Below are 16909 nucleotides of genomic sequence, written 5' to 3'. Positions count from 1 at the left end.
CCCATGAATACATTACGCAGAAAGTGGCAAAGCCTGCCGCGAGGCATCGTCGTGCTGATAACCGCCCTGGTTATCTATACGCCGCTGTCGTTTATCGTGATACAGAGCTTCCTGTCCGCCCCGTTCTTTTCGCCGTCAAAAGAGTGGAGCTTTGAATCATTTGAATTTATTTTCACCGACCCTGATTTTTATAAGGCCCTGAAAAGCGGCTTTATTCTTGCTTTCGGGCTGGTCTTTATCTCCATTCCGCTGGGCGGCGTGCTGGCGTTTCTGATGGTGCGTACCGACCTGCCCGGCCGCCGGCTGATTGAGCCGCTGATCCTGGTCCCGATCTTCGTTTCACCGATGGTGCTGGGCTTTGGCTACGTGGTGGCCGCCGGTCCGGTGGGCTTTCTCTCCCAGTGGGCTCAGGCGCTGATTGGTTTTGTGCCGTGGAATATCTACGACATGTCGAGCATTGTGGTCATCGCCGGCCTGACGCACGTCCCGCACGCCTATCTGTATATCTCGTCTGCGCTGCGCAGCGTGGGCTCCGATGTGGAAGAAGCCGCACGCACCGCGGGCGCGTCGCCCTGGCAGGTCATGACCTCCGTCAGCCTGCCGATGGTGCGCCCGTCCATTCTGTACGCCACCGTGCTGCTGTTCTTCCTCGGGCTGGAAGTGTTCGGCCTGATGCTGGTCCTCGGCGACCCGGAAGGCAACATGGTGCTGGCGACCTATCTCTATAAGCTGACGAACAAGATGGGCACCCCATCCTATAACCTGATGGCGGCGGTTGCCGTGGTGCTGATCTGCATCACCATCCCGCTGGTGATGCTCCAGCGTCGCCTGATGCGCACCGCCAACCGCTTCGTCACCATGAAGGGCAAGGCTTCGCAGGCCCGCGCGCTGCCGCTGGGTAAATGGCGCTGGGTGGCTGGCGGAGTGATTGCCTTCTGGCTCACCGTCACCATCGGCGTTCCGCTGCTCGGCGTGGTATTGCGCGCGTTTATCTCCAACTGGGGCGTGGGCGTTTCGCTGTGGGACGAGCTTTCTCTGAACACCTTCCGCACCATCTGGGCGCAGCCCAACCTGCTGCGCGCCATCGTCAACTCCATGGCGATTGGCGTGATTGGCGGCGCGCTGGCCGTGGCGTGCTACCTGTTTGTCGGCATTGCCATGCACCGTAAACCGGACAACACCACGCGTTTTCTGGACTACAGCGTGCTGGTGCCGCGCGCCGTGCCTGGCCTGCTGGCGGGTCTGGCGTTCCTGTGGGTGTTCCTGTTCCTGCCGATGTGGCTGGATAACTCGCTGAAATCCGGCTGGCTTTCCGGGTTCGCCTGGACCGACTGGATGCGTGAAAACGTCATCGTCTGGCTGCGTTCGCTGCGCAGCACCATTTTCAGCGTCTGGCTGGCCTATACCGTGGTGTGGATGGCTTACGGGCTGAGGCTGATCTCTTCCACGCTGCTGCAGGTAGGGCCAGAGCTTGAGGAAGCGGCGCGCAGCACCGGGGCGACGCGCGGGCAGATCACCCGCCACGTCACCATCCCGCTCTCCCGCTACGGTCTTATCGGTTCGTGGCTGCTGATGTTCCTGATCTTTGAGCGCGAATATTCAACGGGTGTGTACCTGCTTTCACCCGGCACGGAAACCATCGGCTCGATGCTGGTTTCCCTCTGGGCCGCGGGTGCCATCGATATCGTGGCGGCGCTCTCTTTCATTAACATCCTGCTGGTCGTGGTAGGTCTGGGCATTGCCCTTCGTTTCGGAGTGAAAATACATGATTGAATTAGCGGTTGACGATCTGCACTTAACCTACGGCGACAATCCTGTTTTAAAAGGTGTCTCCATGAACCTGAAGCGCGGCGAAGTGGTCTCACTGTTAGGCCCCTCCGGCAGCGGTAAAACCACCCTCCTGCGCGCCGTTGCGGGTCTGGAAAAACCGACGCAGGGGTCCATTGTCATTGGCAATAATAAAGTTTACGACGGCACGCCGCGCAGCGAGGTCCCGGCGGAAGAGCGTAACCTTGGGCTGGTGTTCCAGTCCTATGCCCTGTGGCCGCACAAGACCGTGTTTGAGAACGTGGCCTATCCGCTCAAGCTTCGCAAAGTCCCGGCCAAAGAGATCCAGCAGCGCGTGCAGGACGTGCTGGACCAGCTTGGTCTGGGCCATCTTGGCAAACGTCACCCGCACCAGCTCTCCGGCGGGCAGCAGCAGCGCGTGGCGATTGGCCGGGCGCTGGTGTACAACCCGCCGGTAATTTTGCTGGACGAGCCGCTTTCCAACCTCGACGCCAAGCTGCGCGAAGAGGCCCGCGTGTTCCTGCGCGAGCTGATTATCAAGCTCGGGTTATCCGCGCTGATGGTGACGCACGACCAGAACGAAGCGATGTCGATTTCCGACCGCATCCTGCTGCTTAACAACGGCAAAATTGAGCAACAGGGCACGCCGCAGGAGATGTACGGCTCGCCGAAAACGCTTTTTACCGCCGAGTTTATGGGCAGCAACAACCGCCTGCACGGCAAAGTCACCGAAGTGCGCGACGGCAAAGCGCGTATCGAAGGAAAAGGTTGGGTGCTGTGGGGCCAGGCCGGTGAAGGGGTGCAGAGCGGTGAAGAAGCGACGGCTGTGATCCGCGTCGAGCGCGTGGCGGTGGTCGAGGGACCAGGGGAAAATCAGCTTGAGCTGCCGCTGCTCACCAGCATGTATCTCGGCGACCGCTGGGAGTACCTGTTCCGCACGGTGGGAGATGATTTTGTGATCCGCGCGTATGGACATGAGGTTCGGGATCCGCAGCACTGCCATCTTTCGTTGCCTGAGAAGCATGTTTGGGTGTTCCCGAAAGGGTGATGAGTCAATATTAATCTGCCATGGCCCGGTGGCGCTTCGCTTACCGGGTCTACAAAACAAAGAAATGCACAGATGCCAGGATTGGTGGCGCCAGTTATTATTGTTAATGCATTCCGACTTAAATATTCACCTGACCCTTCTTTCCATTCCTACGCATAACGGGTTAAGGCTCCATATCAAAATGTTATTACAGAGCATATAAAGAAAATTTATGCATCATATCCAGCATTTTTGAAAACTGATTGAACATGCTCCGTCAGTCCAACAAGATCTTCATAGGCGATTGGGCCAAAATCAGGATAATGGTTTTCAATATACTCGTTAACATCTTCCATACCTTCACTGACTCTGAGATTCTTAACAAATGTAGGCAAAATACGATGATTAACACCAGTACCATATTCTTTCGGATGATGGGTCATACACCACTCAACTTTACCTTTATATGATTGAATCGCATCTTCCAGTAAGGTAATAACTTCTGGAACCTCTTTTTCAAATCGAAAACTGGTATAAGGAGGGTACTTAGAGCGATCAATTTTTTCAAAATGGTCATTTATCCATTCATCTTCGATACGGCTCTGATAATGTAACCACTCCAGTTTTCCAAGAGAACCAATGAAGTCCAACAAGATAGTTTCTTTCTTACCTATCGGAAACATTATTTTAACCCCTGTAATTTATCAGAGATCGTAACACTTCCCTGATTTATAGATTTGATATGTTTTTCCCAATCTCCTTTAGGAATCGGTTTTAAGGACACTCTTGGATCGTAAACATACTGACCATCGGTATAAACCTGATGGAAAGCTTGTTCATGTACAATTTTTCCATTTTCATACACATTTAAATTGTACGGAGTCGTCGGCCTTGCTTCAATAATTTTCCCGTGCCCGCCAGCTGCATCGAGAAGCTTAGGTGCGATATCTGAGCAATCCGTACAATCTGTATTGCCTATCCAGGCAATAAACTTAGGTTCGTTCATTTTTTCAATAACACTCTGATTGGCTGGATAACCGGGATTTTCAGGGCGAACATTTTCAAGGCCGGGGATCTTCTCGTTCTGATAGAAAAGATCATCCATTGAAGGAGAATCCGGAACCGGCGTAGTTGTCGTCCAGCCATTATTGTTTGACGCTCCATCACCGTTGGTATTACCAGTATGATTTATCCCTCCGGTTGCTACACTATCATTCCCTGTGTTGGAGGGCGTATTTCCGGTTACAGTCTGGTCTCCACCAGTGTTTGATGGTCCCGGGTTGATGACCTGCGTACCACCAGTACTGGTGATCGTCTTACCTGTCAGGGACTCATAGGCCGCTTTCTGAGCATCATTTAACTGACTGAGCTGGGAAGGATCATTGAGCGAGGCCACATAGATCAGATGCAACTGCTCATCTTGTGACAATGTATCCATTGCTGATGTGGATGCACCAATCCCCAGTAAAGCACCCAGACCACTGGCAACCAGGCGATCACGGCAAGCAGAAATTTTCAGACATCCCTGTGCAGCCAGTTTACCGCCCTGTATAACGACACTCAGCGAGTTATTCTCAACCTCCACCTTCGCCGTTTCCGACGCCATCGCCGCCATGGAGACGCTACCATCCGTCACCGCAGCGCCCGCCAGACCACCCGCGATACTCACGAGACTACTGACCAGCCGTTTCTCCTCTGGCGTCAGGTCACTGGATTTTTTATCTCCATACAGCGCACTGACCAGATGGTCGGTCATCGCCGAGGCCGTGATGGCCCCTATAGCACCGGCCTTCAGGCCATCCGTACTGCTCCCGCCACTCAGCTGCGTCAGCGCCGCCGCCACAATACCGTGCAGCGCGGCACGGGCTGTCGGGTCTTTCTGCTCCTTGACCAGGGTCGCCAGCAGAGGGGCCGCCCCTGCTGCCGCGCCTGCCTTCAGGTTACCGCCAAGCGCACCTGCCAGTAATCCTGCCGCTGCGCTGCCCTTCGTCCAGAAGGCACTCCCCGGGCCGTACTCGGTATTCTGATATCCGGGCTGCGTCTTCAGGAACGCTTCCTGCTCCTGCGGCGTATCGCCCCGCAGTTTTCCTTCAGATGCCAGCTTCGCGCCCAGCGCCGCATTGGATTCCCGCGCTTTCTGCTCCGCATACTTGCCGTAAGCATCCAGCGCAGAGGTAGCCAGGGCCGCGCCTTCGCTCTGGACCGCCAGGTTATCCCTGACCTTCTGCACATCACCGTTCACGTCCACGCCGTGGTGGGCGTCAGCCGTATCACGGCTCAGGTCAGCAATAACCTGTTTCTGTCCCGCCGGGTTGCGAATGACAATGCTACCGCCACTCACCGCTGATGAGGTCGTGCCGGTGTGGCTCTCTTCTGCCTGGCCCGTACCGATGGCCGGTGCCAGGTTGCGGTTTTCACCGTTTCCGCTGCCGCCCGCGCTGCCGGAAAGCGCCACCGTATAGCCGTTGCCGCTGGTCTGGCTCTCGTTGTGGAGATTACTGAAACCCAGCGTACCCGTGTCGAGGCTATTTTTATCTGCAGACGCCGTGGATGCAATCACCGCGCCGTCAAGCTGGGTATGATTTCCGGTGGTGACAGCAAAGCCGCCCTTGCCTGCGAATATCCCGCTCTGTTCAGCGACGCTCTTACCATTCTGGGTGATATTCTCACCCGATGCACTGACGCTACCGGAAGACGCACCATAACACAGCGGCGGTATGCACAGGCTGAGGGACGCGCCTGACGAAGACTGCTTGCTGTCATAACTGGCCGTATCCTGCACGCTGCTGATGGTGAGATCGCGCCCGGTGTTGACCACCACACGGTTACCTTCCAGCTCCGCACCTTTCAGGGTGGTGTCGCGTCCGCTGTTCACCGTAAGCTGTTCATCAGCATGGACAACGCTGTTCGTATTGCGCTGCGACTGGCTGTTTTCCTTGCCCTTATGCTGTGACGCTCCCAGCTCCACCGAGATGCCGTTTTGCGCACCAATCAGGCTCACACCGACACCGACGCTGAACTGGCTGCCGCTGTTTTTACTCTCAGAGTGGGTTGTGTTCTGGGAGGCAGACAGCAGAATATCCCGCCCCGCATCCAGCGCCACGTGTTTACCCGCGATCTGTACCCCCATACCGGCAATGTCATTTCCGGCACGAACAGAGACATTCTCGCCGGCATTAATGGTGGTGCCCTGCGTGTCGGTACTGTGGTAACGACTGTCCTGAGATGACGTCCCCGCCGTTAAAGACACTTTAGCCTTGATGAGCGACGAGTCCGACATAGCGCCCTGCGCCGCGGTTGCCGCCGACTGGCCTGTTCTGATGGCGGTCAGCCGTGGATCATCGCCGTTTTCTGCGCTGCGGGCAGCCGTCTCAGCGGCTTTAGCAGCCTCAACAGCCCAGCCCCCAGCAGATGCCGTCACACCATACTGGGCGCTGCTGCTGTGGTTTTCACCGTCACGGGTATCCCGGCTCACCCCCATGAGGACATTTTCGCCACTGAGTGAGACCGATTTACCAGCACGGATATCCGTACCTGACAGGGAGAGATCGTTACCGGCCTGCGCGACAACGCTACCGTTTTTGCTGCTTAGCTGGCTGCGCAATCCGTTTTCGAGGCTGCTATCTTCCCGACTGCTGTTTTTTTCATAGCGGTAGCCTGCCGTGGCGCTGTAACCATCGCCTCCCAGAGTCCCCAGCAATTTGCTGCTGCCGCTGCTCTCACTGCGCGATGTATCGCGTCCGGCAGAAACGGAGATATCTCCATTTGTGGCTGACAGCAGAAGATCGTCCGTGGCGGTCATCAGGCTGCCGCTGATATTCACGCTGCCGTCACGACTGTTAACGTAAATATCTGAGCCCTGAATGACCGACGCGTTTTGTGTGGTCCGGGTGCCGCTACTGTTGCTCTCCGCCTTGCTCATCCCACCCGGCAGGAGTTGATTGCCGTGGGAACCCCCACCCGAGATGGCGCGAACAGCACTTCCGGCGCTCAGGTCGCTCGAAAGATTCCAGCCGCTATTTTTAGTGCTGCTGCCGTATTTCTCGCTGTCTGTGGAGGTGGTGATATCAACGTCGCGTTTCGCATCGAGGATCACCGTTTCACCGGCCTTAGCCTGGCTCCCGGCAATCAGGATATTGCCGCTGTTGCTGCCTCCCTGTTTACCGGTGGCAGTCATCTGGATATTGCCTGCGGCGGCAAGATGGCTGCCGCTGTTAAACTCGCCCTCGTAGTGCGACTCAGAGGAAGAGCGGGTGCTTCCTGCGGAAATGGCCATCATCTGGCCTGGTCCGTCAAGCGCGAGCGCACCGCCTTCCGCCCCCAGCCCCTTCACTTTATCGACGGTGCTGTTGCCACTGTTGCCCTTACCACGAACGATATCGCGCACGTTACGCACAGTGTCTTCAAATGGCGCTTTCACACTGACCGTGACGCCAGACGATTTGGACTCCTGCTTCATGGACTCAGTGGTCGTATCCCGTCCAGGAAGGATGGCAATGCTGTCGCCAGTGATATCGATATGGCCGGTTTTGCGGGAGGAATCATCCTTCGCTCTTCCGGCAACCACATCTGCCGCGCTCAACTGGACGTCATTTCCGGCGCTGATGATGACATTACCGCCAGCAGTGCCCACCGTGCTGCGGGCATCGCTCTGCGTTGTATTTGCCCCCTGTCGGGTGCTTTTTGAAGACTGCGACCCGATGGTGATACCCAATCCCGACCCGCTGGAGAAAACGCCGGATTTCTTCGTCTTCTTCATGTCGTAGTACGTGTCGGTGTTGGTTGCTGCCTCCACGGTCAGATCATTTCCAGCCTTCAGGGCCACATCGCGCTCAGCGGCAACTGATGAGCCCTGCACCGTCAGGTTGTTACCAGCCCGGAGAGCAACGTTGTCGCCGGAAAGCTGCGTACCTTTCTCACGCGTATGCGTCTCTTCGTGGATGGTGTGAGTGGTTTTCTTGCTGAGGAACCCACCGGACGTCTTTTTCTCCTCCCGGTACGCATAGTCACTTTCCGTCGCAGTGGAAAGGGTGATATCCCGCCCGGCGGCCACGGCTGTATCGCCTGCGGCATAGACATCTGCAGCCTGTGCCGTTACATCCCGTCCGGCGATAACAGTCACATTCCCGCCCGCAGTGATGTCGGTTCCCGACTGGCGAACCGACTCGTTAATCACTTTTTTACGGCCTGATTTATAACTGTCGCCCTGCGTGGTCTCTTCCGCAGCCAGATTCACGTCGCGACCCGCCTGCAGCCCGACGCTTTTCTCCGCCGCCAGCGCGGCGGCCCGGGCGTTGATATCCTGCCCGGCCTTCAGGACCAGGTTATCGCCTGCGGAAATCGTGGTGCGGTCGAGCCCGGTGCTGTGGGACTCGCTTTTCCCTTTCCGGCTGCTTTCGCTTGTCTGTGCCGCGTTCAGGTTCAGATCGTTGCCCGCGCTCAGCCCCGCGCTGCCGCCCGCCTTCAGGTCGCTGGCGGTCACGTCAAGGTTGTGCCCGGCATTCACCAGCAGGTTGCCGCCCGCGGTGACGTTACTGCCCTGATACGTGACGGAGGAACGGCTGGTTTTCTCCCGGCTGGAGCTGAATGCGTCGTTGATCTGATTCGCGTTGACGGCAATATCGCCCCACGCGTTCAGCAGCATATCGCCGCCGGAGGCCAGGTTCGCCCCGGTGACGGTGATGTTTTTACCCGCCTCAAGCGACAGGCCATCCTGCGCGGTAATCGACGCCGTGTTGCCCAGCAGCGTGTCTTTCAGGCCGATGTTGCCGTACTTCCCTCCGGCGTTGATATCAATCTGCTCAACCTGCGTCAGGTTGTTGATGCTGCCGTCCAGGCTCTCCAGCGCGACCGTTTTGCCGCTGATGGTGGAGCTGATGTTATTGATATCGCCGATGGCGCTCAGGTTCAGGTCGCCGCCCGCTTTCATCAGGCCGTTGCTGAGGTTGCTGATGCTGTTCTGGCTGTCGAGCGTCAGGCTGTTTTTCGCCAGCAGCGAGCTGCCGCCGTTGGTGATGCTGCCGCCCTTCAGGGTGACGTTGTTGCCCGCGATCACGCTGCCGTTGTTGACGGTGACGTCCTTCGGCGACAGGTAGAGTTTCGGCACCATCACCGTTTCGCCGTTGACGGTGGCTTTCTCCCACCACAGCAGGCTGTGGTCGAGCGCGGCAATCTGATCGGCGGTCAGCGAGACGCCAAACTGCAGGCCCAGCGACTGCTGCGCCGCCGCGGCGTTGTCCATCAGATAGCGCATCTGATCCAGATCGGAGCCGATGCCGTTCAGGTAGCGGTTACCGGTCTGGTTGAGCACCACGTTGGAGACATAGCGGGTATCGAACGCCGCATCGCCGAGGAAGCGGTAATCGTAGTCCGGGTTCAGGTTGAGGCGGCCGAGCATATAGGACGAGCCGAGGAACTGCTTCTCGTCGGTAAACGCCAGCCGCGTCTCCTGCGGCGCCGTGGACGACGGTTTGATCCCGAGCATCGCGTTCAGATCGGCAAACAGGGCGGGATCAAGCTGTCCGAGACCATTCAGTTTCGGGTTGATGCCGATCAGGTACGGGCTTTTCGGGTTGTCGGAGAAGACAAAATAGCCGTTGTTGCCCGACGGCAGCGGGTAAGCGCTGGTGTCGACGCGCTGGCCCTGATAATGCCCGACGGCGCCACCCTGAGCGGTTCTGAGATCGGCGGTGGTGACCCCGGCGTTTGCCAGTGCGCCCAGCTGGCCGAGGTTCGCGTTGCCTTTCTGCGTGGTGGCAACGTTGCTGAGAGGCGTGCCGGACGCGCCGCCGTTTTCCAGCGAGCCGCCGCCGTTAAGCTGCTGCAGCGCCCCCTGGAGCCGATCGTTCCACTGCGGCGAGTTAACCGCCACGGTGCCGGTCGTGTTCAGCCCCTGTTTTTGCACGCCGCTGCCGACACTCTGGTTGCTGAGGGTGTTCAGCGACGGCGCAGGTATCGAATGACTTATTCCACCGCCATTCGAGGTCGTCGCCGTATTGCTGATATTACTGGTAAAATTCGCCGTGACCTGACCGCCAGCCTGAATCACCGCGCGGAGGGCTTGTTCGGTGGTATGGGTTTCGTACTGAGGCGCGCCATCCAGCGTATAAGTCACACGACGGTTGTTATCGTTGCCGGAGGCAGGGCTTCCTTTCAGGCTGGATACCTTGCCTGTTTTCCCACTATAACGATAGACCTTATATTCATCCTCTGAATAACCAAACCAGGACTGGTTATTCAGGCTGTTGCCGGAAAGGTTCATCCCATTCCCGGCCAGTAAATAACCGGCACGGTTATTCAGCGTAGCGGCATTGATAGTCAGATCGTGGTTAGCGGCGATGCGCGCAACGCCACCTGTTGCGGTCACATCGACCACGGTCGATCCGACCAGATAACGTTGTACTGCTCCACTTGGCATCGGCGCGACAATTGAGAAGATATTACCGCCACCCGCACCACTGTAAATTGTATAAATATACCCCCACTCATCAGGGGGTAGGTCTGTGACTTTTACACGAATGGAGGTCGCGCCGCTTGCAGCAGGGCTGCCCGTCGCGGCCTGATAGCTGCGTGTTTCACTGATCCCCTCGCGCTCATTCAACAGGCTTCCTGTCCTGATGGTGATATCCCCATTCTGCGTCTCAATATTCCCCGACGTGTTCACCACCTGGCTGTTCGCATTCCCCGCCGCATCACGCTGCATCCACAGGTTGTTCCCCGCCATGATGTCGCCGCGCCGGTTGGTGATGCTGTCAGCAAACAGCGCCAGATTATTCGCCGCGTACAGCAGCGCGGTGTTGACGATGGCGCCCGGCGCGCTCAGGGTCAGCGAGCCGCGCGTGCCGGTGAAGCCGTCGACGGTAATGTTGCTCCGGCTGGCGACGGTGATGTCGCCCCCGCCCTGCACCGCGCCCGCGGCATTGAGCGCCACGCTGCTGCCGGAGAGCGTGCTGGTGCCGCCGCCGGTGGTGATTTGTCCGTTGTTGCTGAGCTGCCCGCCCGCGCTGAGGTTGACCGCCTGCCCCTGCAGCACGCTGCGGTTATCGATGTCGCCGCCGCTGCTGATGGTCAGGGTTCGGCCTGCCGCCACGGCGGTCCGGCTGGTAAACGCGTTCGTCAGCTGCAGCGTTAAGTCCCCCAGGGAGACCAGCTGGCCGGTCAGGTCCAGCCCCCGGCTCTGCAGCCACAGGTTGCCGCCGCTCAGCAGCCTGCCGCCCGCGCTCTGGGTCACCTGGTCCGCGCCAATATTCAGCTGCGCGTTGCCGAGCAGCGTGCCGCTGTTGTTCAGCTGGCCGTAGTTAACCGTCAGCTGTCCCGCCTGGGTGGTACCCTGGCTGGCAAAGGTGGTGCCGGTCAGCGTGGCCCGGTCGGCCACCCACGTGCCGCCGTTAGTGGCGTTTGCCGCATTGAGTATCAGGTCGGTGGCCTGCAGCCAGCCGGTGCCGGTGAACTGCGGCGTGCCGAGCGTCAGGCGCGCGCCGGAAAGCAGCCTGCCGTCGTTACGCGCCTGCGAGGAGGCGGTCACGCGCGTCTCGCCGCCGCCCTGAATCAGGCCGTAGTTAAACAGCGCGGGCGTGGTCAGCGTCAGGCCATCGCGGCTGACGATTTCGCCCCCGCTGCTGTTGGTCAGCGTGCCGCTGAGGGCCAGCGTCGCGCCGTTATCGCCCTGCAGACGTCCGCCGTTGGTGAGCGCCCCGGTGGTGATGCCGAGCGTGCTCCCCTGCATTTTGCCGTCGCTGGTGACGGAGGCCGCCGTGACGTTCAGCGCCCCGCCGGAGAGCAGGGTGCCGGTCGACTGCTGGCTGACCGCGCCGGTCTGGCTGAGGGTCAGGCCATTCACCCCGCTGATGGCGCCGCTGTTGCTGAGCGTGCCGCCGGTCAGCGTCAGGTTTTTCGCCGCCCACTGCCCCTGGTTCACCAGCGTCGCGGCCTGCAGCGTTGCCGCACCCAGCGCGGTAATCTTACTGCCCGTGGTTCCGGTGAGCGTGTCGGCCAGCGTCATCTGCAGCCCGTCGGCGCTCTGCACCGTGCCGCTGTTGCTGAGCGACTGCGCGTTAAGCAGAATGTTCTGCGCCTGCCAGCTGCCGGCGTTGGTCACCGCCCCGGAGGCAATGGTCAGCGCGCCCTGAGTGAGCAGCCTGCCGCCTGCGCCGTTAATCAGCGCCTGCTGCGGCGCGGCCATCGCCATGCGCGCCATCAGCCGCTGCTGCCCCTGAACGGTCAGGCTCTGCAGGCCGGTCAGGGTGCCCTGGTTGTTAATGCTGTCCTGGCGCAGCGCGAGGGTGTTCCCCTGCACGGTGCCGCTGTTTTTAAGGGTGCTGCCGCCGAGCGTCACGTCCCCTTCGCTGAGGAGCTGCCCGCGGTTATCCAGCGTCTGCGCGGTGATATCCGCCCGCCCCTGGCTCATCAGCGAGCCGGACGAGGTCAGCGTGCCGCCGGTCGTGGCCGTCAGCGCCCCCTGGCTGAGCAGGGACCCGCCGTGCGTCCAGTCGCCGGTGGCGCGGACGTCCGCGCCGTTCCCCTGCAGCGTGCCCTGCGTGGTCAGCTGGCCTGCGTCCAGCGTCAGCATGCCGCCGGAGAGGGTGCGCGAGGCCGCGCCCGTGGTCAGCGCGGTGCCGGTAAGCGCCAGGCCGTTCGTTCCCTGCATCAGCCCGTCGTTGTTCATCTCGCGGGCGGTCAGGGAGAGCGTGCCGCCGGTGATGCGCCCCGGGTTCGCCAGGGTGTCCGCGGTGAAGGTGGTTGCGCCGCCGCTCTGCAGCAGCCCGGTATTGGTTAACGCCCCGCCGAGCGTGCCGCTGAGCCCCGTCAGCCCGTTCACCGTGCCGCTGCTGGTCAGGGTGGTGCCGGTCATGTCCAGCGTCGCGCCCTGCAGCGTACCGGCGTTCGTCAGCTGCCCGCCCGTCAGCGTGAAGCCGCCGCCGGAGAGCCATTTGCCGTTCAGCGCGTTGATAAAGCGGTCAGCGGCGGCGTTAACCGCGCTGCTGCCCTGCATCAGGCCGCTGTTGCGCAGCTCCGTCGCGCCTGCGGTCAGCGTTCTGCCCGCCACCGTGCCGCTGCTGGTCAGCGTCGTCGCGTGAAGCGCGGCATCGCCGGTGGCCACGATGTTCCCGGTATTGCTCAGGGCGTTGCCCAGCCCCAAATCCAGGTCCTGCGCCTGAATATCGCCCTGGTTGGTCAGGTCGCTGCCCCGGAGGGTGAGCCCGCCGTTCACCAGCAGCAGACCGGCGTTATCGAGCGTGTCCAGGGACAGATTCAGGCCGCTTCCGCTCACCAGCTGCCCGGTGGCGCCGTTGCTCAGCGCGCGGGTGGTCAGCGCCAGCGTGTCGTTGCCCTGCAGCATGCCGGTGTTGGTCAGCTGCGCGGCGTTCACCGTCAGCGCTTTCCCCGCCAGCCGGCCGTCGTTAAACAGCTGCGCCGCCGTCAGCGTGAACAGGTTCTGGCTGAGCAGGGCGCCCGTGTTGTCCAGCCTGCCGGTCGCGGCAAGCGTCAGGGCGTCCAGCGCCTGAACGCTGCCCTGGTTATTCAGGCCTGCGGCGTCCAGCGTGGCGCTGCGCCCCTGCAGGCTGCCCGCGTTGCTGAGCGTGTGTCCGCTCAGGGTGAGGGTCTCACCGCCCGTCACCTGCCCCTGAGTCTGGTTCGCGAAGGTGTTGCCGGACCAGGCCAGCGTGCTGCCGCCCTGAAGCAGGCCGCTGTTCTGCAGGTCGCCCCGCAGGGTCAGCACTTTCGCCAGCAGCTGGCCCCGGTTATCGGTATTGCCGGCCTGAACGTCCAGCGCCTGCTGGCTGAGCACCTTACCGCCGTTGGTCAGCGCGCCGGTCACCGTCGCCGTCACGCCCGCTTCCCCCAGCGCGTTACCGGTGTTCATCCACTCGCCGGTGGCCAGGTTCAGGGTGCTGCCCTGCATGAGCCCGGCGTTGTTCAGGGTGGTGTGGTGCAGGCCGAGCGCGCCACCGGAGAGCAGCATGCCCGCCTGCAGGTTGCTGAGCTGTGCCCCGGCCGCCGTCAGGGAATGAGTCCCCTGCAGCGTGCCGCCGTTGGTCACCGACGCGCTGTTGAACTGCGCGTCGGCACCGGCCATCAGCCCGCTGTTGGTCAGGCTGGCGGCGGTCAGCGTCAGGCCGTCCCGGGCAATCACCCGGCCGCCCGCCTCGTTGCTGACCTGACGGGTCAGGTTCAGCAGCAGCGCGGTGGCGCTGAGCTCGCCGCTGCTGGTAAGGGTGTCGCCGTTAAGCGTCAGCGTTCCGCCGCTGCGCAGCGCGCCGCGGTTAGTGAGGTCTGCCACGCCGAGCGTCAGGGCCGCGTCCCCCTCGACGGTGCCCTGGTTCTCCAGGCTGTCCGCCGTGATGTGCAGGTCGCCGGCGGCAATACTGCCCGCGTTAACCAGAGTAGTGCCGTTCAGGGTGAGCCGGTCGTCCGCCAGCAGGCGTCCGCTGCTGGTCAGGCTGAGGTAGTCGCTGCTCAGGCTGACGCCGTTGATTTCACCCTGGTTGGTCAGCGTGTCGCCTTTAATGCGCAGCGTGCCGTCGGTGGTGATAAGCCCGCCGTTGGTCAGCACCGGAACGTTCAGCGTTAAATCCTGCGCGCTGTAAACCGACCCGCCCGCGAGGTTCGCGAGTGACCCGGTCTTCAGGCCGAGCAGGGTGGTCCCCTGCAGCAGCCCGCCGTTCTCCACCGAGGCTGCGTCCAGCGAGAGGGTACCGGCAATCAGCGAGCCGCTGCTGGTGATGCGCCCGGGGGCCGTCAGGGTCATGCGGTCCGCTTTTGCGGCGCCGGACTGGAGGATGTTCTGTCCGCTGAGAGTAATGGCGCTGGCGGTGAGCTCCCCGCCGCTGGTCAGGTCGCCGGTCGCGTTAAAGCTCAGCGCGTCACCGGTGGATTTCCCGGCGTGCGCAATCGTGCCCGCCGTTACCGACAGGGCGCCTTTCGCCGCCTGGGTGCCGTTCAGCGCGGCGTTCTGCGCCTGCAGGGTGAGCCCCTGCCCGCTCTGCAGGTGCGCGTCCGGGCCGGTGGTCAGGTCGCCGGCGCTGACGGTGACCGCCCCCGCCGCGTCCGTCTGCCCGTTCAGGCTGGCGCTGCGGGTCGCGGTAATCTGTATATTGCCCTGGCTGGTCGTGCGGGACGCCTGACCGCTGGTCAGGGTGCCGGCCTGTGCCGTCAGCGCCGTCGCGCCGGACAGGGTGCCGTTCTGCTCAAGCGCGCCTGCGGTCACGTTCATCGCGCCGTCAGCCAGCAGGCTGCCGTCGTTACGCAGGGTCTGCTGCGCCGTGACGTCCGCATTGCCTTTCGCGCTCAGCGTGCCCCGCTGCGCCAGGGTTCCGGCGCTTAACGCCAGGTTGCCGGCGCTCTGCAGGGTGCCGCTGTTGGTCACCGTCTGCCCCTTCAGGGTGACGTCGCTGCCCTGCGCCGTGCCGCCGTTCGTCAGCTCTCCGGCGTTCACGTCCAGACGGCCTTTCGCCGCCAGCAGGCCGCTGCTGGACACCCTGTCGCCGGAGAGCGCAATGTCGCGCCCCGCATTCACCTGCCCCTGGTTACTGACGGTGCTGCCCGTCAGGCGGATATCGGCCGCGGCATCGGCCCGGCTCTGGCCGTCCAGCACCAGCTGCCCGCCGCTCAGCGCCAGGCTCTCCCCTGCCGAGACCGCACTGCCCGTGGATGACAGCGTGCCGCCGCTGCTGAGCGTCGCGCGGGTATCGCTTCCGCTGCGGGTATTCGTCAGGGTGATATCCTTCCCGGCCGCCACGCTGAGCTCGCCCCTGCCGGTGACGCTGCCGCCGCGCTGCGTCAGGCTGCCGCCGGTGGACAGCGTGGTGTCGCCCTGGCCCGTCAGCGTGGCATCCGAAAGTGCCACTCCCTGCCCGCCCGCGACGGTCAGCGCCCCGCCCTGTGCCGACACGCCGCCACCGTTGACGGTCAGGGTGTCCTGACTGTTCAGCGTCGCCGCGCCGCGGGAGATAAGGGAGGTATTGCTGAGCGTCATCGCCTGCCCGCTGCTGACCGCCAGCGCGCCCGCGCTGTTTGTCCCGCCGCCCGTCATCTGCACTTTCCCCGCCGCGGAAAGGCGCATGTCGCCCTGGCTGGCGAGCGTGCTGTTACTGAGCTCCACATCCTGCGAGCTGGCCACGTTCAGCGCGCCCCCGGCCTGATGGCTGCCGCTGAGGGCCACCCCCGCGCCCTTCGCGCTAATCGAGCCGCTGGCGAGGCTGTTCCTGACCGTCAGTTTCCCGCCCGCATCCAGCTGAATGTCGCCCTGGCGCGCGGTGAGGTTGCCGAGGTTCACCCCGACGCCCGCCTCGCTGGAGACCAGGCGGATACGGTTCGCATACATCCCGCCGAGCGCGCCGGTATCCACCGCCACCACGGGCGCGGCGCCCTCGCCGGCAACCGGCCTGACGCTGCCGTCGGCACCCACGCGGTTCGCCCCTGCGGTCACCGTCAGGTCGTTCGCGTGTATCGCGGCGTTCACCTCCGTTGCGCGCGCAATCAGCGACAGCGCGTCGCTTTTACTGGCGTCCAGCCCCTGGCCTTCAACCGTGATGGCGCCTTTTGTCACCTCCAGCGCCAGCAGGTTACCGCTGGCGTCGAACTGCGGTTTCCCCGTGGTCAGGGTGACGTTCGGGGTGTTGATAAATCCGCACCCGTTACAGGTAATGCCGTACGGGTTGGCCACCATGACGTTTGCCGCCTTACCGGCGACTTCCGTGTAGCCCTGCAGCTGCGAGCGGCTGGCGCCCGTGACTTCGTTGATGATGCCTTTCGCTTCCCGCCCGGCCTGCAGGTTGGGGTTGTTCTGGATAAGCCCGCCCAGCTGGGTCCGGGTTAAACGGTCCGTGCCGTTGTTGAGGATAAGCCCCTCGCTGCCGACGTTATACTCGCCGAACTGGTTATGCGAGATACCCGCCCCGTTCGGGGTGGCAATGTTGACGACCGGCACCCCGTTCCCCGCCCGGTCGACCGTGGTCTGCCCGGCCGGCGTGAGCGCCGCCGCGACGGCGGGTGCCACCGGCTGCCAGACCATCAGGCCGCAGACAATCCAGCTGATCAGACGCTGCGAGAAACGAACGGGTGGGTGACGGGTATCCATAGTCGTAGAGTCTC

General features: G+C 62.0%; 4 protein-coding genes. 2 read left to right on the top strand and 2 right to left on the bottom strand.

The window, feature by feature from the left end; genetic code table 11:
* The first annotated feature begins 3 nt into the window (after positions 1 to 3).
* Positions 4 to 1773, top strand: a complete 1770-nt coding sequence (locus M2422_RS18550) for an iron ABC transporter permease (protein WP_064673492.1) — start codon at positions 4 to 6, stop codon at positions 1771 to 1773.
* Positions 1766 to 2836 (top strand): ABC transporter ATP-binding protein, encoded by a 1071-nt coding sequence (locus tag M2422_RS18545; protein WP_023333294.1) that lies wholly within the window; start codon positions 1766 to 1768, stop codon positions 2834 to 2836. The genes M2422_RS18550 and M2422_RS18545 overlap by 8 nt, the downstream gene beginning before the upstream one ends.
* A 209-nt stretch (positions 2837 to 3045) precedes the next feature.
* On the opposite strand, the gene M2422_RS18540 is transcribed toward M2422_RS18545, so the two are convergent.
* Entirely contained in the window at positions 3046 to 3498 is a 453-nt protein-coding gene (locus M2422_RS18540; protein ID WP_033146464.1) for a hypothetical protein, read from the bottom strand.
* Positions 3498 to 16895, bottom strand: a complete 13398-nt coding sequence (locus M2422_RS18535; RefSeq protein ID WP_310590836.1) for a hemagglutinin repeat-containing protein — start codon at positions 16893 to 16895, stop codon at positions 3498 to 3500. The genes M2422_RS18540 and M2422_RS18535 overlap by 1 nt, the downstream gene beginning before the upstream one ends.
* Positions 16896 to 16909: the final 14 nt, after the last annotated feature.

The organism is Enterobacter sp. SLBN-59 (assembly GCF_024807915.1).
GTDB classification, from domain to species: Bacteria; Pseudomonadota; Gammaproteobacteria; order Enterobacterales; family Enterobacteriaceae; genus Enterobacter; species Enterobacter asburiae_B.
Note: the sequence above shows the minus strand (reverse complement) of the source record. Positions and strands in the feature narration are given on the sequence as shown.

Bases quoted from the DNA above. Each gene is read 5' to 3' on its own strand.
- M2422_RS18550 (WP_064673492.1), top strand. From the start codon at position 4: ATGAATACATTACGCAGAAAGTGGCAAAGCCTGCCGCGAGGCATCGTC.
- M2422_RS18545 (WP_023333294.1), top strand. From the start codon at position 1,766: ATGATTGAATTAGCGGTTGACGATCTGCACTTAACCTACGGCGACAAT.
- M2422_RS18540 (WP_033146464.1), bottom strand. From the start codon at position 3,498: ATGTTTCCGATAGGTAAGAAAGAAACTATCTTGTTGGACTTCATTGGT.
- M2422_RS18535 (WP_310590836.1), bottom strand. From the start codon at position 16,895: ATGGATACCCGTCACCCACCCGTTCGTTTCTCGCAGCGTCTGATCAGC.